We start from the raw sequence: 18934 nt of genomic DNA, 5'->3' as shown, positions 1-18934 counted from the left end.
TATCCAGACCCTGAAATCGGACGTCGGTTCGCACATTCGAACGCGCATGAAGCGTTATCGAACCGTCACAAAACGAACAGCATTTCCGCAACAGAGCACCTTTAGTTTTCGCCTCGCATTCATTTGAACACCCCATGCGAAGGCAAGTCAGTGGCTCCCACCCTCTCCTCGAACGCGTCCAGACGCCGGGCCGAAATCACCGAACTGGTGCGGGCCTCCGGTTACCAGTCCATCATCGATCTCGCGGACCGGTTTGCTGTTACCGAACAAACCATCCGGCGCGATGTAAACCAGCTCTGCGACAGCGGCCTGCTGCGCCGGCGGCATGGCGGGGTGGAACTGCCCTCGCCGAACACAAACATCGATTTCGACCAGCGCATGATCCTGAACGCCGGCGCCAAGGCCCGTATCGCCAGCGCCGTAGCCGCGCGCATTCCAGACGGAGCGTCCATTGCCGTCAGCATCGGCACGACACCGGAAATGGTCGTACGGGCCTTGCGCTCCCATACCGGTCTCCGGATCGTCACCAACAATATCGCCGCGGCACTGACCGCGAGCGCCAACCCGACCTTTGAAGTCACCATCGCGGGCGGTCGGATTCGGCCCGAGGGGCGCGATGTGCTTGGCCGGCAGGTCGAACAGTTCTTCTCCGCCTACAAGGTGGATTTCGGCCTGTTTGGCGTCGGCGGCGTGGACGCGGATGGCAGCCTGCTGGACTTCACCGAGGATGAAATCCGGGCGCGCGAGACCATCAGCCAGAACTCCCGGACCAAGGTCGTGGTTCTCGACCAAACAAAGTTCGGACGCGCCGCCTATGTCCGTGGCGGCCACATCTCCGATCCGGATCTGGTGTTCTGCGATGGCGAGCCGCCGGAAGAGATCGGTGCCATGATCCGCGATGCCGGTCACGAACTGATCACCGATGGAAAAGAAGCCGCCGCACTTGCCCTTCTGCCCGAATTTGCGGAAGCCGGAGAATGACCGGGATCTCTGTTGCGGGACTGACAAAGCACTGGGATACGGCAACAGCCGTCGATGATGTTTCATTCGAGGTCGAACCCGGGTCGTTCGCCGTCCTGCTCGGTCCCTCCGGGTGCGGCAAATCCACCATTCTGAGACTGCTCTCGGGCCTGGAGTCCGCCAGCGCCGGAACCATCACCATCGGCGGCAAGGATGTGACCGCCCTGCCCCCGGCAGAACGCGATCTGTCGATGGTTTTCCAGTCCTACGCCCTGTTCCCGCATCTGACCGTCGCCGAGAACATCCTGTTCGGGCTCAAGGTCCGCAAGATCGGCAAGAACGACCAGCGACATCGGCTCGAACGTGTAGCCGAATTGATCGGGCTCTCCGCTCTACTCGATCGGCGTCCCAACCAGCTTTCCGGCGGCCAGCAGCAGCGGGTCGCGCTCGGACGGGCGATCATCGCCGAAAAACCGATCTGCCTAATGGACGAGCCGCTCTCGAACCTGGACGCCAAGCTACGGCACGAGATGCGGGTGGAAATACGCGCCCTGCAGCGCAAGCTCGGCATGACCATGGTCTATGTCACCCACGATCAGGCCGAGGCAATGGGCATGGCGGACCGCATCATCCTGCTGAAGGACGGCCGGATCGAGCAAAATGCCACACCGTCGGAAACCTACCGCAAGCCTGCCACGAGTTTTGCCGGACGCTTTATCGGCACACCGCCAATGAACGTGCTGGCGCTTGACTGGAGTGGCAACGATGCACGTTTCAGCGGACAGGATGCGGGGAGCACCGCCCCCATTTTTTCCGGCAAGCCGGATATTCCCGTCTCAATCGGTATCCGGCCGGAGGAAATCAGTTTCAGTGCCGGTAGTCCATGCAGGGCCATGGTCGAGACCGTCGAATACCTTGGTGCCGACACGCTGGTCGATTGCCGCATAGGCAACGAGCGCCTGACGGTCCGCGCCCGGAATGCCGACACCCTCACAACAGGCAGCGATGTCGGCCTCTCCTGGTCGCGCGATGCCATTCACCTGTTCGAAGCCGTCTCTGGCAGGCGGCGAGACGATCTCCTGACCGGTGCCAACGCATAGCGCACGCACTGACCAGGAAATGGTGCCCGTTACACCGGGCCCCGGAGCATGCCGGGCGGGTTGCGCCCGGAAATCAGTTCAGACGAGAGGACTTGAAAGCGATGCACTTCACGAAAAAACTTGGGATCGGCGCTGTCGCGGCTGCGATGTCGCTCTCCCTCGCCGGCACGGCCCAGGCCGTCGACCTGCAGTTCTTCTTCCCCGTCGCCGTCGGCGGCAAGGCGGCGGACACGATTGAAGCCCTGACAAGCGAATATGCAGCGGCCCATCCGGACGTGAAAATCGATGCCGTCTACGCCGGCAGCTACCAGAACACCGTCACAAAGGCTTTGACGGCGGCACGCGGCGGCCAGCCTCCGCAGCTTTCCGTGATCCTCTCTGTCGACATGTTCACCCTGATTGAGGAAGACGCCATCGTTGCCTTCGACGATCTGATCAAGACCGACGAAGACAAAGCCTGGCTGAAAGCCTTCTATCCGGCCTTCATGGAAAACAGCCAGACCGGCGGCAAAACCTACGGCATTCCGTTCCAGCGCTCCACTCCGGTCATGTACTGGAACAAGGAAGCGTTCAAAAAAGCCGGTCTCGATCCGAACACCCCGCCGGCGACCTGGAAGGAACTGGTCGAGTTCGGCAAGAAGCTGACCGTCAAGGATGCCTCCGGCAACGTTACCCAGTGGGGCGTGCGTATCCCGAGCTCCGGCTTCCCCTACTGGCTGTTCCAGGGTCTGACCACCGAGAATGACGTCATTCTGGCCAACAGCGACGGCAACAAGACCAACTTCGCCGACCCGAAGGTGATCGAAGCCCTGCAGTATCTCGTCGATCTCAGCGCCAAGCATAAGGTCATGGCCCCGGGCATCATCGAGTGGGGCGCCACCCCGAAGGCCTTTTTCGAGGGCGAGTCCGCCATCATGTGGACCTCCACGGGTAACCTGACGAACGTCCGCACCAACGCGCCGTTCGATTTCGGTGTCGCCATGCTTCCGGCCAACAAGCGCCGCGGCGCGCCGACCGGTGGCGGAAACTTCTACATCTTCAAGGACTCCACGGACGATCAGAAGGCCGCTTCGCTCGACTTCATCAAGTGGATCACCGCACCGAAGCAGGCCGCCAAATGGTCCATCGCGACCGGCTATGTCGCGCCGCGTGCCGATGCCTGGGAAACCGCCGAAATGAAAGCCTATGTCGCCGACTTCCCGCCGGCACTGGTCGCCCGCAACCAGCTCGAATATGCGGTTGCCGAGCTCTCCACCTACCAGAACCAGCGCATTACGAGCATCTTCAATGACGGTCTCGAAGCCGCCATTACCGGCAAATCCTCGCCGGAAGAAGCAATGAACGATGCGCAGCAGAAGGCGGACAAGATCCTCAAGGACTACCGCTAAAACTCCGGGACCCGGCGGCGGGCCTTGGCCTGCCGCCGGTCTTTTTTCGACCACTGAAAGTACCGCGCGCCATGGGCCCCACAGCAAAAAGAACCTGGATCCAGGCCTGGCTGTTCCTCAGTCCGGCCATGATCCTGCTGATTGCCTTCACCCACTATCCGGCTGCTGTCACCCTCTTCCACAGCTTCTTCTCCACGCCGCGCGGCAAACGCCCAGCGAAGTTCGTCGGTCTCGAGAATTACCAGACGCTGATCGCGGACGACACGTTCTGGATCGTGCTGGTGAACAATCTCTGGTACGCGCTTGTCACCATCCCGCTCTCTATCGGCATAGCGATCGCCATGGCGCTCTGGGTCGACAGCAAGCTGAAGGGCCGGTCCTTCGTCCGCATGGCCTATTTCACCCCGACCGTGCTGCCGCTGATCGCTGTCGCCAATATCTGGATGTTTTTCTACACGCCCGGCTTCGGCCTGATCGACCAGATTCGTGGCGCCTTCGGATTTGCGCAGCAGAACTGGCTGGGCGATCCGGAAAGCGCGCTGAATGCCGTCATCGTGGTGACGATCTGGAAAGAAGCCGGCTTCTTCATGATTTTCTATCTGGCCGCGCTTCAGACCATCCCTGCATCGCTCCGGGAAGCTGCCGCCATAGAAGGCGCCGGGCGCTGGTACTTCTTCCGCCGCATCACCTTCCCGCTGCTGATGCCGACCACCCTGTTCGTCTCGGTGAACGCCATCATCAACTCGTTCCGGCTGGTCGATCATATCTTCATCATGACGGAAGGCGGCCCGGACAATGCCAGCTCTCTGCTGCTGTTCTACATCTATGAGACTGCATTCCGGTTCTGGGACACAGCCTATGCCTCGACCCTGACAGTCGTCCTGCTGCTGATCCTGTTCGCCGTGGCCATAGGCCAGTTCCTGCTTCTCGACAAACGGGTGCATTACCGATGAGCGCCGCCAGAGCCTTCCGCTTGGACTATGACCGGGCGCTGAACACAACAGCCGCATGGGCACTCGCCCTCGTCTGGTTCGCCCCGCTGATCTACGCCGTTTGGACAGCGTTTCACCCGACCGAATTCTCCACCCGGTTCGTGCTGACAGCGCCACTGACGCTGAAGAATTTCGTCGCGGCCTGGAACGCCGCGCCATTCGCCCGCTATTTCCTCAATACGGTGTTGTTGGTGACGTCGATCCTGATCGGCCAGTTCGTGCTCTGCACCCTTGCGGCCTTCGCCTTCGCCCGGTTCGATTTTCGCGGGCGGGACACCGTCTTCGTGCTGGTTCTGCTGCAGCTTCTGGTGATGCCGGATATTCTGATTGTCGAGAATTACCGGACCATGCGGTTTCTCGGTCTGGTCGACACCATCATCGCCATCGGCCTGCCTTATATGGCATCCGGCTTCGGGATCTTCCTGCTGCGCCAGACCTTCAAGACCATCCCTAAAGAGCTGGACGACGCGGCAAGGGTCGAGGGTGCCGGGTTCTTCACCATTCTGATGAAAGTCTATGTGCCACTGGCCAAGCCGACCTACCTCGCCTACGGGCTGGTCTCGGTCAGCCATCACTGGAACAACTTCCTGTGGCCGTTGATCATCACCAACTCGGTAGACACACGCCCGGTGACGGTTGGCCTCAGCGTCTTTTCATCGACCGATCAGGGCATCGACTGGGCCGTCATCACCGCCGCAACGCTGATGACCTCCGGCCCGCTGCTGATTGCCTTCCTGCTGTTCCAGCGGCAATTCGTTCAGAGTTTCATGCGGGCCGGGATCAAGTAGGGGTCAGGGCACAACCTTGCCCGGATTCATGATCCCTTTCGGATCGATCGCCTTCTTGACCGCCTGCATCAGTGCAATTTTCGAGGGCGAGCCGTATTTGATCAGATACGGAAGCTTTTCCGAGCCGATGCCGTGCTCGGCGGAGATGCTGCCGCCAAGCGCGACCGTGCTTTCGTACATGCGCTCGGAGAGACCGGGGCGCTTAACCTCCCACTCCTCGTCGCTCATGCTTGCCGGCTTACGGGCCGTGTAATGGATATTGCCGTCCCCCATATGGCCGAAGCAGTTGAAAGTCAGACCCGGCACATACGCGCTTAACGCGGCCTGCGACTGATCGATGAAGGTCGCCACCTTGGAAACAGGGACCGAGATATCGCCGGCCATACGCGGGCGACCGTCGCGACGCCCGGCTTCTGCCTGCTCTTCCCGAATCCGCCACAAATCCCGGCGCTGCCCTTCGCTCTCGGCGATTACACCGTCAGTCACCCAGCCTTTCTCCATAGCGTCTTCGAAGATCGCTTCCAGCTTGGCGCGGAGATCATCCAGCGGGGACGGTGTTGCCATCTCCAGCAGCACGTACCAGGGAGACGCAGCGGACAGCGGATCGGTGATCCCCTCAATTTGCTTCACGACCAAGTCGAAAGCGGCACGCGGCATAATCTCGAATGCGAGGATCGTGTCGCCGGACAGCTCTCGCGCGCTCGCCAGAAGATGCTGTGCCTCATGCGGAGATGGTACTGCCAGCATCGCGGTCTCACGCACGCGCGGCAGCGGCATCAAACGGAAAGCCGCAGCAGTGACGATCCCCAATGTGCCTTCGGCGCCAATGAACATCTGCTTCATGTCATAGCCGGTATTGTTCTTGCGCAGCGTTTCCAGCCCGTCGAACACGGAGCCGTCCGGCAGCACGGCCTCGATACCGAGGATCTGCTCCCGGGTATTGCCGTATTTGATCGTGTTGTTGCCACCGGCATTGGTGGAGAGCGTGCCGCCAATCGTGCTGGAGCCTTCCGACGAGAGCGAGAGCGGGAACAGCCGCCCCGCGTCCGCGGCAACCGCCTGCATGTTCTGGATCACGCACCCGGCTTCCGCGATCATCGCGTAATTCTCGGGATCGAGGGAACGCACGGCCGTGAGCCGGTCAGTCGAGACAACGATGGTCGGACGCGGCTCGGTCGGGATCGAGCCGATGGCAAGGCCGGTATTGCCGCCCTGGGGCACGATGGCGATCTCCGCCTTCGCCGCCGCACGCACAACCGCCGCCGTTTCCTCCGTCGAGGCCGGGCGGGCAACGCCGAGAGCGTCGCCGGTCGGCGTGCCGCGCCAGTCGGTACGGTATTTCAGCGTGTCGTTCGAATCTTCCAGCCAGCCCTTCGGCCCCAGAATGGACCGGATTTCCGTAAGCGCGGCATCGATGGACTGGGGCGTCTGATCGTTCACCCACTCTCTCCCGTTGAGATGATTTCAGGCGGGAGGCTATCAGCGAACAAGGAAAGCGCCAATCAGACGGGTAATCTGTTTATGGAAATTCTCTCGGTCAGTTCCAGACGCTGTGCGGCACCGAACAGCGCTCCAATGCGCCGCGCCGCCTCCTGCATGCCGCCGTCGAAATCCTCTTTCGAGGTCTCGGCCCGCACCATGGAGAGGGATTGCGAGAGGGTTTTGTCATCCTCGGCAACGCTCAGAAGCGTCAGGATCAGGGTTGCCAGCTCACGATCCGGCTCTTTTTCCGAATCGTCGGGGAGAGTTTGGGCGAATAATCGGGACATCTAAACCTCCTCCGGTACACCCCGCCCGGGTTAAAAATGGACACAGCGTTGGCAGGTTTCCTGACTCCCGGCTCTTCGATCCGCGCCGCCTTCCCAGCCCATCAGGGCCAGTGGCATACCGGTCGGATCTTGCCGGTTACAGTTGCGGGGGCAGTCCCGGACTTGCGGCGATAAAGCCGCGCACCGGATTCCCTTTTGTCCCGAAGGACACCAACGCTGAAAGGCTCGTCTTTGCGGCCTGCTGTGTCAAGGCAGCAGGCGGAAAATCACTCGCGGATCAGCCGTTCCAGCTCACGAATGAAGGTTTCCCGGTCTCTTTTGGAAAAGGCGCCACCACCACCGGAGACTTCCCCCATGGCACGGAGGTCGGACATCAGGTCCCGCATCGCCATAGCCATGCCGATTCCCGCCTCGGTGAACTCCTTGCCGGAATGGCCGATTGCCTTCGCGCCGCTCTCGATCACCCGGTGCGCCAGAGGAATATCGCCGGTGATGACGATATCGCCCGCCGCCACCTTGCCCACGATCCAGTCATCCGCCGCATCGAACTTGTCGGAGACGAGAATGTTCTGAACATTCGCCCGGTCGCCGGTCCGGAAACCGCGATTGCTCACCACGTAAACCTTGATGTCGTGCCGATCGGCAATCGACAGGATCTCGTTTTTCACCGGGCAGGCATCAGCGTCGACATAGACAGACTTCATTGCGTGCTTTGCCCCTTTTGCAGACGAACAACCATGCTAGGTTCCGAGCCCAACCTGATCGCATTCAACATTAAGCTGGCCAAGAAACACGGATGTACACGGTCCTTCAAGATTTGACAGTCGTCGAGGGTGCATCTTTCATCGCCGCCCCCTCCTGTACCCTTAACATGCTGCAGATGGGCGCGACGGTCATCCGCTTCGATGCCATCGGCGGTGGCCTCGATTACCGGCGTTGGCCGAAGGCCCCAAACGGCGCCAGCCTTTACTGGGAGGGCCTGAACAAGGGCAAGAAGTCGGTGGCGCTGGATCTGCGCAATCCGGCAGGCCGGGAGCTTGCTCTGCAGCTTGCAACCGCCCCCGGTGAAGGGCGCGGCCTGTTCGTCACCAACTACCCAGTCGCCGGCTTCCTATCGCATGAGGCATTGAAAGCACGGCGCGAGGATATCATCACAGTCCGTATCATGGGCTGGGCGGACGGCACGCAAGGTGTCGACTACACGGCCAATGCCGGTGCCGGCTTCCCGCTGATGACCGGAGAGCCCGGTCCGGTCGGCGAGAAGCGACCGGTAAACCATGTGCTGCCTGCCTGGGACCTGATCGCCGGTGCCAACGCGGCTTTCGCCATGCTGGCCGCCGAGCGGGAGCGCCAGAAAACGGGTCAAGGCGCCGAAATCCGCCTTCCGCTTGGCGATGTCGCGCTCACTACTCTCGGCACCCTCGGTCAGGTCGCCGAAGTGATGACGAAGGAAGAAGACCGGCCAAGCTACGGCAATGACGTGTTCGGCGCCTTCGGGCGGGACTTCCGGACCAGCGACGGCCACTACATCATGCTCATCGCCCTTTCGCCCCGGCAATGGACCGGCTTGCTGACATCCCTCGGCATTGAAGCGGAAATCGCAACCATCGAGGCGGAGACCGGCGTGAGTTTCGCCAAGGATGAAGGGCTGCGCTTCGAATACAGGGAGAAGATCAATCCTGTCGTCGAGCGGGCCGTCGCGGCGGAGATGCTGGATGCCCTCGCGCCGCGCTTCAAGCAGAACGGAGTCTGCTGGGAGCCATATCGCACAGTGCGCGAAGCTGTCGCGAGCGAGCGCTTCCGGGAAATGGGCAAGCCCTATAGCACCGTCACCCACGGCAGCGGCCTGACTTATCCGACTTCCGACACGCCGATTGATTTTTACGGACAGGCCTCCGAGGTTCCGACACCGGCACCGCAGTTGGGACAGCACACGGATGAGGTTCTGGCGGATTTTCTCGGCCTCGACAGCGGCGCCATCGGGCGGTTGCACGATGAAGGCATCGTCGCCGGCCCCGATCACACAAGCTGAGCCGCACCATGACACACTCGAAAATGACCCGGGAAGATTTCGCGGCCTTCGATGCCGCCGATCCCCTCGCCTCGTTCCGCGCGGAATTCGAGCTGCCGGAAGATGTGATCTACCTCGACGGCAATTCCCTCGGGCCGCTGCCCCGTATCGCGCGGGAACGTGTTGCCACGTGCGTCACGCACGAATGGGGTAACGGCCTGATCCGAAGCTGGAACGATGCGAGATGGATTGATCTTCCAACGCGCGTCGGCGGCAAGATCGGCACGCTGATTGGCGCCGAGGCGGATAGCGTCGTCGCGGCAGATTCGACATCGGTCAATCTCTTCAAATGCCTCTCCGCCGCGCTGGCACTTCGGCCGGACCGTTGCGTCATCGTCTCGGAGAAATCGAACTTCCCGACCGATCTCTATATGGCGGAAGGTCTGTCTGCATTGCTTGGCGGCCGGCATGAACTTCGGCTGATCGATGAGCCGTCCGAACTCCCGGGCGCTCTCACCGACAATGTTGCCGTGCTGATGCTGACGCATGTGAACTACCGCACCGGCTACATGCACGACATGAAGGCCGTGACAGACGCCGCTCACGCCATCGGAGCGCTGACGCTCTGGGATCTCGCCCACTCCGCAGGAGCTGTTCCGGTCAACCTCGCCACCGCCAACGCGGATTTCGCGGTTGGGTGCGGCTATAAATACCTGAATGGCGGCCCCGGCGCCCCGGCATTCCTCTATGTCGCCCCGCGCCACCAGCAGGATGCCTCCCAGCCCCTGACCGGCTGGTTCTCGCACAAGGCACCGTTCGCTTTCGATCACCGGTTCGCGCCGACGGACGGGATCGGGAAATTCCTTTGTGGCACGCCGCCGGTGCTGGCCATGACAGCGCTCGATGCGGCGCTGGACGTCTGGGCCCGTGCCGATATGGATGCGGTCCGGGCGATATCAGTGGCGATGACCGAGAGCTTCATCACCCTGGTCGAAGAGCGTTGCGCCGGTCTCGGCCTGACACTCTCGAGCCCGCGAGATCCCGCCCAACGCGGCAGTCAGGTCTCCTTCGCGCATGAAAACGGCTATCCGGTGATGCAGGCCCTGATTGCCCGTGGCGTAATCGGCGACTTTCGCGCGCCCGATCTTCTGAGGTTCGGTTTCACACCGCTCTATACCCGGTTCACGGACGTCTGGGATGCGGTCGAGCATTTGCGCGACATCCTTGAGACCAGTAGCTGGGACCAGCCCGAATTCCATGCCCGGGCGGCAGTCACCTAAGCTTCCGGAAAACACTCCCGGAACCGGCGTTCACCCTCACTGGTGAAGGAGACAACGCGGGAGCCTTCGATCCGGTGCGCCCAGCCGAGATCGTAGAACCGGTCCAGCAGCCCAGTGCCGAGCGTGCCCGCCAGATGGGTCCGCCGCTCACTCCAGTCGAGGCAGGAACGGCACAGTGGACGGCGGGATTGCGTCAGGTCTGGCAAGGCAATGCCCAGCTCACCAACAAAAACCTCGCCGGCGTCGGTCAGGGAGATTTCCTCCCCTTCTTTTACCAACAGGTCTCGCGCCACCATGCTGCCGAACAGACGGACGCCGAAGTCACCGGCCAGATGGTTGTAACAAACCCGTGCCTTGCGCAGTGCCGGATCGCGCGGGCCGGTACGGGCCCGCATATGTCCACGTTTCGCAGCCAGCCCCATCATCGCTTCCAGCAGATTCCCCACCTCTTCATCCGCCAGCTCAAAATAGCGGTGCCGCCCCTGCTTGCGCTGGGTCAGCAAACCCGCTGTTTCCAGCTTGGAGAGATGGGAGCTCGCCGTCTGCGGGGTGATACCCGCCTCAGCGGCAAGCTCGCTCGCCGTCAGGGCCTTGCCGGTCATCAACGTAGTCAGCATGTTCGCCCGGGCCGGGTCTCCAATCAGGGAGCCGATGAGCGCGATGTCAGGTCCTTCTTTCATAGTTCGATCATAGCCGAAGCATAAACCTACGCCAAGATGGGATTGTCCCTCCATCACATTGGAGAACAACATGCTTACCTGCTTTATCCGCTATAACATCGATCCGACGAAGAAAGACCAATTCACGCAATATGCCCGGAACTGGGGGGAAGCCATCCCGCGTTGCGGCGCCGACCTGATCGGCTACTTCGCCCCACATGAGGGTTCCAGCACACTGGCTTATGGTGTCTACAATATCGAGAGCCTGGCGGCCTACGAGGCCTATCGCGCGCGACTTTCGGCTGACCCGCTCGGCAAAGAGAATTATGAATTCGCACAGAAGGAAAAGTTCCTGCTGCGTGAGGACCGGACTTTTCTGATCAATGCGTCAAATCCGGCGCCAAAGAGAAACGCATAGGGAGAGACGAGCCATGATAGCCGTCATTTTCGAGGTTGAACCGCATCCGGACCACAAGGACGGATATCTGGAAATAGCCGCCAGCATGCGCGCGCTGGTCGATCAGGTTGACGGTTTCATCTCGGTGGAACGCTTTCAGAGCCTGACCAACGAGGGGAAACTTCTATCCCTCTCCTATTTCCGTGACGAGAAAGCGGTCGAAGACTGGCGAAACCTCGTCGCCCACCGTCAGGCACAGGCGCAGGGTCGCGATAAGTACTTCAAGGATTACCGTTTGCGCATCGCCTCCGTTCTGAGGGATTACGGGCTGAATGACCGGGAACAGGCGCCCGCCGACAGCAAGGAAGTGCACAAGGCGGGCGCCGCCTGATCCCTTTAGCGCCCCTCGAAGCACGGGGGGCGTTTCTCAAGAAACGCGGTTACGCCCTCGCTCAGGTCATGGGTCGGGACCATGCGGGCAAAATAACCCGCTTCAATCGCCAGCCCCTCGTCAATCGGCACATTGATCCCCCTGGTCACGCTGCCGAGGCAGGCAGCGACGGCCAGAGGGGAGAATTCCGCGATCTTGCCGCTCAAGGCGAAAGCTTCATCCAGAAGCTTTCCCTTCGGCACGATGTCGTTGATAAGTCCGAAATCGCATGCCTGCCGGGCAGTGATCGGATCGGCCGTCAGCAACATCCGCAACGCCCGTTTGCGGCCGATGAGACGAGGGAGCCTTTGGGAGCCACCGAAGGGAGGGGCGAAACCGAGCCGTATTTCAGCCTTGCTGAACGTTGCCTCCTCACAGGCAAGCGCCAGAGGGGCGGCTTCCGTGATTTCGCAGCCACCGCCATAGGCAAGGCCATTCACGGCGACGATGACCGGTTTCGGGTAGGTTTCGATCCGCGCCGTCATCGCCTGCCCCCGCCGGACAAACTCACGCAAGGCTGTCTCTTGCCCCGCTCGGATGCTCGGCGCAAAGCCCTCGATGTCCGCGCCTGCAGAAAAGGCGCGATCCCCCTCACCGGTGAGAATGACCGCCCGGATATCGCCACGCGCCTCGCATTCGTCGAGACAGCGCACCAAATGATCAATCAAATTGTAGTTCAGTGCATTCAGCTTGCTGGGGCGGTTCAGGGTCAAGAGCGCCGTCTTGCCGTGCTGTTCGAAGAGAACCGGGTCCGACATTTTCATACCTTTCAAAGGGTTGCATGTCGGATCGACTGTCAACGAGGTGCGAATGACTGTACATTCACTAGACGGTATACATGACGCGGATACGATCAGCCCGACGCGGACACTGATCATCGAGGCCGCCGCGAAGCTCTTCTACGAGGAGGGCATCAGAAGCACGAGCGTGGAGGCCATCGCCAGCCGGGCCGGTGTGACCAAGCGCACGCTCTACTATCATTTCACCAGCAAGGACGAACTTGTCGCCGCCTATCTCGAAGCGCGCGACCAGCCGACGCTTGCCCTTTACAAACGCTGGTTCGACGAAACGCCCGGTCCGGTAAGCAGCAAGATCGAGGGAATTTTCACGGCCTTCGCCAAGGCTTCCAACGCCCCCTCTTGGAAAGGCTGCGGGTTTATGCGGACTGCCGCCGAACTCGCAGCCCTGCCCGGCCACCCCGCTATCGCCGCCGGAGCCCGTCACAAGAAGACGTTTGAGGAATGGCTTCGCGGGCAACTGATAAGCGCGGGCGCTTCCAATGCCGGCGATACGGCACGCCAGATCCTGCTGCTTCTGGATGGCGCCGCATCGGTCATGCTTATCCATCGCGACCCGTCTTATGTGGAAACAGCCGGGAAACTGGCTGCATCCCTTGCAACGCCAAAGCCTGCTAGCCAGCCGAACGCTTGTCTATGATCCGGCGTGCCTTACCCTGGGAGCGCTCGACGCTCCCGGGCTCGCCTACCCGCACAATTGCCGTGACACCGATGACGCTCTTGATGTGATGCGCCAGCTCCGCGCCGCTGGCGTCCCGTGCGTCCTTGCCGGCGGCATCCGGTGCGGCCTCGCTCAGCACGGTCATGTTGTCCATCCGGCCATAGCGGGTCAGTTCGATCTGGTAATGCGGCGCCAGCCCCTCGCACTTCAGGATCTGTTCCTCGATCTGGGTCGGAAATACATTCACGCCGCGCACGATCATCATGTCGTCCGAACGGCCGGTGACTTTCTCCATCCGCCGCATGGTGCGGGCGGTTCCCGGCAGCAAGCGTGTCAGATCGCCCGTCCGGTAGCGGATCACAGGAAAGGCTTCTTTCGTCAGGGAAGTCAGCACCAGCTCGCCGCGCTCCCCGTCCGGCAACACTTCGCCGGTGGCCGGGTCGATCACCTCCGGGAAGAAATGATCTTCCCAGATATGCAGCCCGTCCTTGGTCTCCACGCACTCGTTCGCCACGCCCGGCCCGATGATCTCCGACAGCCCATAGATATCGACCGCGTGAATGCCAAAGGCCTCCTCGATCTCCGTCCGCATGGAGCCTGTCCAGGGCTCCGCACCGAAAATCCCGACCTTGAGCTGCGTATCTTTGGGATCAAGTCCTTGCTCGCGGAACTCATCCAGAATCGAGAGCATGTAGGACGGCGTCACCATGATCACCTGTGCACCAAAATCGCGGATCAATGTGACCTGCCGCTCGGTCATCCCGCCCGATGCCGGAACCACGGTGCAGCCCAGCCGCTCCGCGCCGTAATGTGCCCCGAGCCCACCGGTGAACAGTCCGTAACCATAGGCGACATGCACCACGTCACCCGCCCGGCCGCCGGACGCGCGAATGCTGCGGGCCATGACCTCGGCCCAGATATCGATATCGTTCTTGGTATAGCCGACGACCGTCGGTTTTCCCGTCGTGCCGGAGGAAGCATGCACACGGGCCAGCTTTTCCCGCGGTACGGCGAACATGCCGAACGGGTAATTCTCGCGCAGTTCGGCCTTCCGGGTGAACGGCAGCCGCGCCAGATCGGCAAGCGAGGAGACATCGCCCGGATGTACCTCCGCATCCTCGAACTTCTTCCGGTAGACCGGCGAATTCTCAAAGGCGTGCCCGAGACTCCACTTCAGGCGCTTGAGCTGCAGCGCTTCCAACTCGTCCCTGCTGGCCCGCTCGATCGGATCCAGCTCTTCCTGTTTCGGCGCAATATCCTGCACGCCTTCCTCCCTTGTGTCGTGCCGCCTCATTCCGGGCGGCTTCGTTCTTGAGCACAACGTTAGTGTGGAGATGACGCGACTGCAATCGCGCTCCGGAGGTTGACCGGAAGCGGCGGGCCGACGTCTAATCCCCCTGCCTTTTACATCCTCCAATTTCTGCACGGACACATCTCATGACCGACTTCCGGACCGCCAAACCTTCCACACTCGGTTTCAGCGGCAAGCGCCTGGAGCGGATCAATGACTGGATGAAGCGCTATGTCGATGGCGGCAAGCTGCCCTTCGCCGAAACGCTGATCGCCCGGCGGGGAGAGATCGTCTTTCACGAGACTATCGGGCATCGCGATGTCGAAAACGGCCTGAAGGCGGAGCCGAACGGCATTCACCGCATTTACTCCATGACAAAGCCGATCGTGAGCACGGCGATCATGCAACTGCTGGAAGACGGAAAGCTGCAGCTTGACGACCCGCTGGCCGCGCACATCCCGGAGCTGGCAAATCTGAAGGTACTTGGAGAGGACGGCGAGAGCACCAGCGTCGCCAAGACCCAGCCGACACTGCATCACCTGCTGACGCACACATCCGGCCTGACATACGGCATCTTCGATCCGGGACCGGTCGGAAAGGCTCTGCGCAAGGCGAAGATCGATTTCTCCGAGAAGCATGGCCGGCTCGACGAAACCGTCGCCAAGCTCGCGGACATCCCGCTGGTATTCGAACCCGGCACACGCTGGAACTACGGCGTCTCGACGGATGTGCTCGGCCGCGTGGTGGAGACTGCTTCCGGCATGTCCCTGCCCGAATTCCTGCATGACCGCATCTTCGAGCCGCTTGGCATGGAGGACACTTTCTTCGCCGTGCCGTCCGACAAGCTCGACAGGTTCAGTGCCTGCTATGCCAAGACCGAGGATAACGGCATCCGGCGGATCGACGAGATCGAGGACAGCCGCTATGCCAACGCAGTCACCATGTTCTCCGGCGGCGGCGGGCTGTGCTCCACGACGATGGACTATCTCCGTTTCATGGAAATGATCCGCACCCACGGCGGCAAGGGCGGCGATCCGATCCTCGGCCGTAAATCCGTCGAGCTTATGCTGATGAACCATTTGCCCGGCGACATGGCCTCGATGGGCCAGTCCGTCTTCAGCGAAATGCCGATGAACGGTATAGGCTTCGGTCTCGGCGGCTCTGTCGTGCTTAACCCGGCAAAGGCGCAGGTTCTCGGTAGTGCCGGCGAGTGGGCCTGGGGCGGTGTCGCCTCGACCGGGTTCTGGATCGATCCAACCGAAGAGCTGAGCGTGGTTCACATGACCCAGCTCATGCCCTCCTCCTCCTACCCGCTGCGCCGCGAGTTGCGCACACTGGTCTATCAGGCCATGACGAACTGACGCCCCGGCGGCGCTTGCCTGCCACCGGACGGACTGCAAAACTTATAAAAAACGACTTCAGGGATGGAACGACGTGACCAGGGACCTCGGGACCTACGACTACATCATTGTTGGCGCGGGCAGCGCGGGCTGCGTGCTCGCGAACCGGCTGTCCGCCGACCCGGCGAATAAGGTCCTGCTACTGGAGGCCGGAGGTAACGACAATTATCACTGGATCCACATCCCGGTCGGCTATCTCTACTGCATCGGCAATCCGCGCACGGACTGGCTGTTCAAGACCGAGGCCGAGCCCGGTCTCGGCGGCCGTGCCCTGAACTATCCGCGCGGCAAGGTGATCGGCGGCTGCTCCTCGATCAACGGCATGATCTACATGCGCGGCCAGGCACGGGACTATGACCAGTGGCGCCAGCTCGGCAATCCCGGCTGGGGCTGGGACGATGTGCTGCCATACTTCACCCGCTCCGAAGGTTTTCACGTCCGGGAGGAAGCAGGCCGCAATCAGGATGGCGAGCTTCGGGTGGAGGGCCAGCGACTCTCATGGGAGATCCTCGACGCCTTCAAGCAGGCCGCTGTCGAAGCAGGCATCCCGGAGACGGACGATTTCAACCGGGGCAATAACGAAGGCGTCGGCTATTTCCACGTCAACCAGCGCAAGGGTATCCGGTGGAGCGCCGCCACGGCCTTCCTGAAACCGATCAAGCACCGCTCCAACCTGCATATCGTCACCCATGCCCATGCCAAGGCGCTGGAGTTCGACGGCACACGCTGCACCGGCATCTCGCTGTCGGTGAAGGGCGAAGACGCCCGCGCCACATGTAGCGGTGAGATGGTGCTTTCCGCTGGCGCCATCGGCTCCCCGCAAATCCTGCAACTCTCCGGCATCGGCGATCCGGAACTGCTGAAGCAGCACGGCATCGATGTGCGGCACGCGAATGCAGAGGTCGGCGGCAATTTGCAGGACCATCTGCAGATCCGCTGCGCCTACAAGGTATCGGGCGTGGAAACCCTCAACCAACGGGCAAATTCGCTGATCGGCAAACTCAGCATCGGGCTGGAATATGCCCTGTTCCGGCGCGGCCCGATGACCATGGCACCGTCCCAACTCGGCCTGTTCGCCAAATCCGATCCGTCCAAGGACACACCGGATCTCGAATACCACGTTCAGCCGCTATCGCTGGACGCGTTCGGAGAGCCTCTGCATTCCTTCGGCGCCTTTACAGCCAGCGTCTGCAACCTGCGCCCGGAAAGCCGCGGCACGGTCACGATCAAGAGCGCGGACCCGATGGCGGCCCCGGCGATCCGGCCGAACTACCTTGCCTCCGAAGCGGACAAGAAAGTCGCCGCCGACGCCATCCGGCTGACACGGCGTATTGCTTCGCAACCTGCCCTGTCACGTTACAGCCCGGACGAATTCAAGCCAGGGCCGGATTATTCGGATGCGGACGAGTCGCTCGCAGAAGCCGCTGGCCAGGTCGGCACGACGATCTTCCATCCGGTCGGCACCTGCCGGATGGGCGAGGATGCAACGGCGGTAGTCGATCCAGAGCTGAAGCTAAAAGGTTTTCAGAATCTGCGTGTGGTCGATGCCTCCGTGATGCCAACTATTACATCCGGCAACACCAATGCGCCTGTCATCATGATCGCAGAAAAAGCCAGCGACATGATCCTTGCGGCCGCACGCACGGGGTGATGTCGACGGTCAGAGCTTCCGGCAGAGCGTGAAGAAGGCCAGCAGCGCGATCAGGCCTGTAGCCCCCATCACGACACACATTGAGAAAGCCGTTCCGTCATGCAGCGCGCCAACGACCAGCGCCGCCAGTGCGCCGGTGCCAAACTGGGCCGCTCCGAGGGTGGCCGCTGCGGCGCCGGCATTCTTCGGATAGCGCGCCATCAGCAGCGCCATACCGTTGGCGCCGAGGATCGGCACCATGGCGACGAACACCATGAGCCCCGCCATGATCGTCACCGGCCCTGCAAGCCCTGCCTCTTCGATCACGACGAGATAGAGCCCCGCCAGGAATGAAATTACGACGCCGGCAGAGAGCAGACTTTTCAACTCGAAATGCCGGGTCAGCCGGCTGTTGGCGAAAGCGGCTGCCATGATCGCCGCCGCATTTATCGCGAACAGCATGGCGTAAACCCCCGGCGCTATACCGAAATGCTCGATAAAGACAAAGGACGACCCTGAAATATAGGCAAACAACCCGGCGAAGACCGCAGCGCTGGATACGGTGAGACCGAAAGCCGCTCCATCTGACAGGATGTGCCAATAGGCTCCAAGCGCCTGCCCGATGGTCATCCCGCCCCGCGCTTCTTTCGAGTGGGTTTCAGGCAGCAGTAGTACCACGACCAGCATGGACAATGTCCCGAAACCAAACAGCACTGCGAATATCGCCCGCCAACCGGAGAACTCGAGCAGAACTGCGCCCGCCAAGGGTGCCAGAATCGGTGCCAGGGTGGTCAATACCATCATCAGGGAAAGAACCCGGGCGGCTTCCTGAGCCGTAAAGAGGTCCCGCACAACCGTCCGGGCCAGAATGGAGGCCGCACCGCCGCCTATTGCCTGAAACAGGCGCGCGACGATGAGCTGATCGATGCGCTCCACATAGATGCACGCGAACGAGGCGATAATGAATATCAAGATTCCCGCCAACATGACCGGGCGGCGGCCGAAACGGTCCGAAATCGGGCCATAGAGCAGCATGCCGGCTGAAAATCCCGCCATGAAGATCGCGAGAGTGGCCTGTACCTCGCTTGCCGGCACGCCGAGATCGCGGGCGATGGACGGCAGGGCAGGCAGGTACATGTCGATCGACATCGGCGCAAAGGCGGCAAGAGCTGCCAGCAAGACCACCAGCCCGGATCTGGGCAGCGTAAAACGCGCATTCGCTAACATTAAAGACTGTCTCCAGGTAAGCGCCGGACAGGCAAACCGCGAAAATTTCTCGCTCGGGTCGACCGGACGCTCGACGGGGCACCAGAAGCGGTTTTCATCCAGATACCACATCATACCGCAATGCAGCGTGATAAATGGAAAAGTCCTTGCCCGG

19 protein-coding genes and 1 riboswitch are annotated in these 18934 nt (G+C 61.4%); of the genes, 12 read left to right on the top strand and 7 right to left on the bottom strand.

Annotation, left to right across the window (positions count from 1 at the left end; all coding sequences use genetic code 11):
• Positions 1-150: 150 nt before the first annotated feature.
• The 5 genes from VOI22_RS03895 (at position 151) to VOI22_RS03875 (ending at position 5228) form a co-directional block, all read left to right on the top strand.
• Entirely contained in the window at positions 151-981 is an 831-nt protein-coding gene (locus VOI22_RS03895; protein WP_323795264.1) for a DeoR/GlpR family DNA-binding transcription regulator, read from the top strand.
• Entirely contained in the window at positions 978-2060 is a 1083-nt protein-coding gene (locus VOI22_RS03890; protein WP_323795263.1) for an ABC transporter ATP-binding protein, read from the top strand. The genes VOI22_RS03895 and VOI22_RS03890 overlap by 4 nt, the downstream gene beginning before the upstream one ends.
• A 101-nt stretch (positions 2061-2161) precedes the next feature.
• The gene (locus VOI22_RS03885) at positions 2162-3448 is read left to right on the top strand and encodes an ABC transporter substrate-binding protein (protein ID WP_323795262.1); all 1287 of its coding nucleotides are present in this window, start codon (positions 2162-2164) and stop codon (positions 3446-3448) included.
• Between the two features lie 71 nt (positions 3449-3519).
• Positions 3520-4401: a sugar ABC transporter permease gene (locus tag VOI22_RS03880; protein WP_323795261.1), complete on the top strand. Its 882-nt coding sequence runs from the start codon at positions 3520-3522 to the stop codon at positions 4399-4401.
• Positions 4398-5228 carry a carbohydrate ABC transporter permease gene (locus VOI22_RS03875; protein WP_323795260.1) on the top strand — a complete coding sequence of 277 codons (831 nt, stop codon included), beginning with the start codon at positions 4398-4400 and terminating at the stop codon, positions 5226-5228. Before VOI22_RS03880 ends, VOI22_RS03875 begins: the two co-directional genes overlap by 4 nt.
• 3 nt (positions 5229-5231) lie before the next feature.
• On the opposite strand, the gene VOI22_RS03870 is transcribed toward VOI22_RS03875, so the two are convergent.
• The 3 genes from VOI22_RS03870 to VOI22_RS03860 all read right to left on the bottom strand — a co-directional run bounded on the left by VOI22_RS03870 (position 5232) and on the right by VOI22_RS03860 (position 7701).
• Positions 5232-6668 carry an FAD-binding oxidoreductase gene (locus tag VOI22_RS03870; protein ID WP_323795259.1) on the bottom strand — a complete coding sequence of 479 codons (1437 nt, stop codon included), beginning with the start codon at positions 6666-6668 and terminating at the stop codon, positions 5232-5234.
• Between the two features lie 62 nt (positions 6669-6730).
• Positions 6731-6997, bottom strand: coding sequence for a hypothetical protein (locus VOI22_RS03865; RefSeq protein ID WP_323795258.1), 267 nt, complete (start codon positions 6995-6997; stop codon positions 6731-6733).
• Positions 6998-7029: 32 nt separating this feature from the next.
• Positions 7030-7227, bottom strand: a riboswitch (cobalamin riboswitch).
• 36 nt (positions 7228-7263) lie between these two features.
• A complete protein-coding gene (locus VOI22_RS03860; RefSeq protein WP_323795257.1) occupies positions 7264-7701 on the bottom strand; it encodes a YaiI/YqxD family protein in 438 nt (145 codons plus the stop codon).
• Positions 7702-7793: 92 nt separating this feature from the next.
• On the opposite strand from VOI22_RS03860, the gene VOI22_RS03855 reads away from it, so the two are divergent.
• Together VOI22_RS03855 and kynU are read left to right on the top strand one after the other, a co-directional pair.
• Entirely contained in the window at positions 7794-9029 is a 1236-nt protein-coding gene (locus VOI22_RS03855) for a CoA transferase (protein WP_323795256.1), read from the top strand.
• A gap of 8 nt (positions 9030-9037) precedes the next feature.
• Positions 9038-10288: a kynureninase gene (gene kynU / locus VOI22_RS03850; protein WP_323795255.1), complete on the top strand. Its 1251-nt coding sequence runs from the start codon at positions 9038-9040 to the stop codon at positions 10286-10288.
• Here the strand turns inward: kynU and VOI22_RS03845 are convergent.
• Complete coding sequence (locus VOI22_RS03845) at positions 10285-10968, bottom strand: winged helix-turn-helix domain-containing protein (RefSeq protein ID WP_323795254.1); 684 nt, start codon at positions 10966-10968, stop codon at positions 10285-10287. The two genes, kynU and VOI22_RS03845, sit on opposite strands and share 4 nt — an antisense overlap.
• A gap of 70 nt (positions 10969-11038) precedes the next feature.
• Between VOI22_RS03845 and VOI22_RS03840 the strand changes: the two genes are divergently transcribed.
• Both VOI22_RS03840 and VOI22_RS03835 read left to right on the top strand, forming a co-directional pair.
• Complete coding sequence (locus tag VOI22_RS03840) at positions 11039-11365, top strand: NIPSNAP family protein (protein ID WP_323795253.1); 327 nt, start codon at positions 11039-11041, stop codon at positions 11363-11365.
• 13 nt (positions 11366-11378) lie between these two features.
• Positions 11379-11735, top strand: a complete 357-nt coding sequence (locus tag VOI22_RS03835; protein ID WP_028465281.1) for an antibiotic biosynthesis monooxygenase family protein — start codon at positions 11379-11381, stop codon at positions 11733-11735.
• 5 nt (positions 11736-11740) lie between these two features.
• Here the strand turns inward: VOI22_RS03835 and VOI22_RS03830 are convergent, their stop codons facing one another.
• Positions 11741-12532, bottom strand: coding sequence for a crotonase/enoyl-CoA hydratase family protein (locus tag VOI22_RS03830; RefSeq protein ID WP_323795252.1), 792 nt, complete (start codon positions 12530-12532; stop codon positions 11741-11743).
• A 52-nt stretch (positions 12533-12584) separates the two neighbouring features.
• Here VOI22_RS03830 and VOI22_RS03825 point away from each other — a divergent pair, with 52 nt between their 5' ends.
• Positions 12585-13211 carry a helix-turn-helix domain-containing protein gene (locus VOI22_RS03825; RefSeq protein WP_323795251.1) on the top strand — a complete coding sequence of 209 codons (627 nt, stop codon included), beginning with the start codon at positions 12585-12587 and terminating at the stop codon, positions 13209-13211.
• Here VOI22_RS03825 and paaK read toward each other — a convergent pair.
• A complete protein-coding gene (paaK, locus tag VOI22_RS03820) occupies positions 13186-14526 on the bottom strand; it encodes a phenylacetate--CoA ligase PaaK (RefSeq protein ID WP_416366075.1) in 1341 nt (446 codons plus the stop codon). The two genes, VOI22_RS03825 and paaK, sit on opposite strands and share 26 nt — an antisense overlap.
• A gap of 143 nt (positions 14527-14669) precedes the next feature.
• Here paaK and VOI22_RS03815 point away from each other — a divergent pair, with 143 nt between their 5' ends.
• Positions 14670-15884, top strand: coding sequence for a serine hydrolase domain-containing protein (locus tag VOI22_RS03815; protein ID WP_323795249.1), 1215 nt, complete (start codon positions 14670-14672; stop codon positions 15882-15884).
• A gap of 73 nt (positions 15885-15957) precedes the next feature.
• Positions 15958-17574, top strand: coding sequence for a GMC family oxidoreductase (locus tag VOI22_RS03810; RefSeq protein WP_323795248.1), 1617 nt, complete (start codon positions 15958-15960; stop codon positions 17572-17574).
• A gap of 9 nt (positions 17575-17583) precedes the next feature.
• On the opposite strand, the gene VOI22_RS03805 is transcribed toward VOI22_RS03810, so the two are convergent.
• Positions 17584-18780, bottom strand: coding sequence for a Bcr/CflA family multidrug efflux MFS transporter (locus tag VOI22_RS03805; protein ID WP_323795247.1), 1197 nt, complete (start codon positions 18778-18780; stop codon positions 17584-17586).
• Between the last annotated feature and the right edge of the window lie 154 nt (positions 18781-18934).

Origin of the sequence: Nisaea sp. (assembly GCF_034670185.1) — a bacterium.
Taxonomy (GTDB): domain Bacteria; phylum Pseudomonadota; class Alphaproteobacteria; order Thalassobaculales; family Thalassobaculaceae; genus Nisaea.
This window is presented reverse-complemented; position numbering and strand designations above follow the sequence as displayed.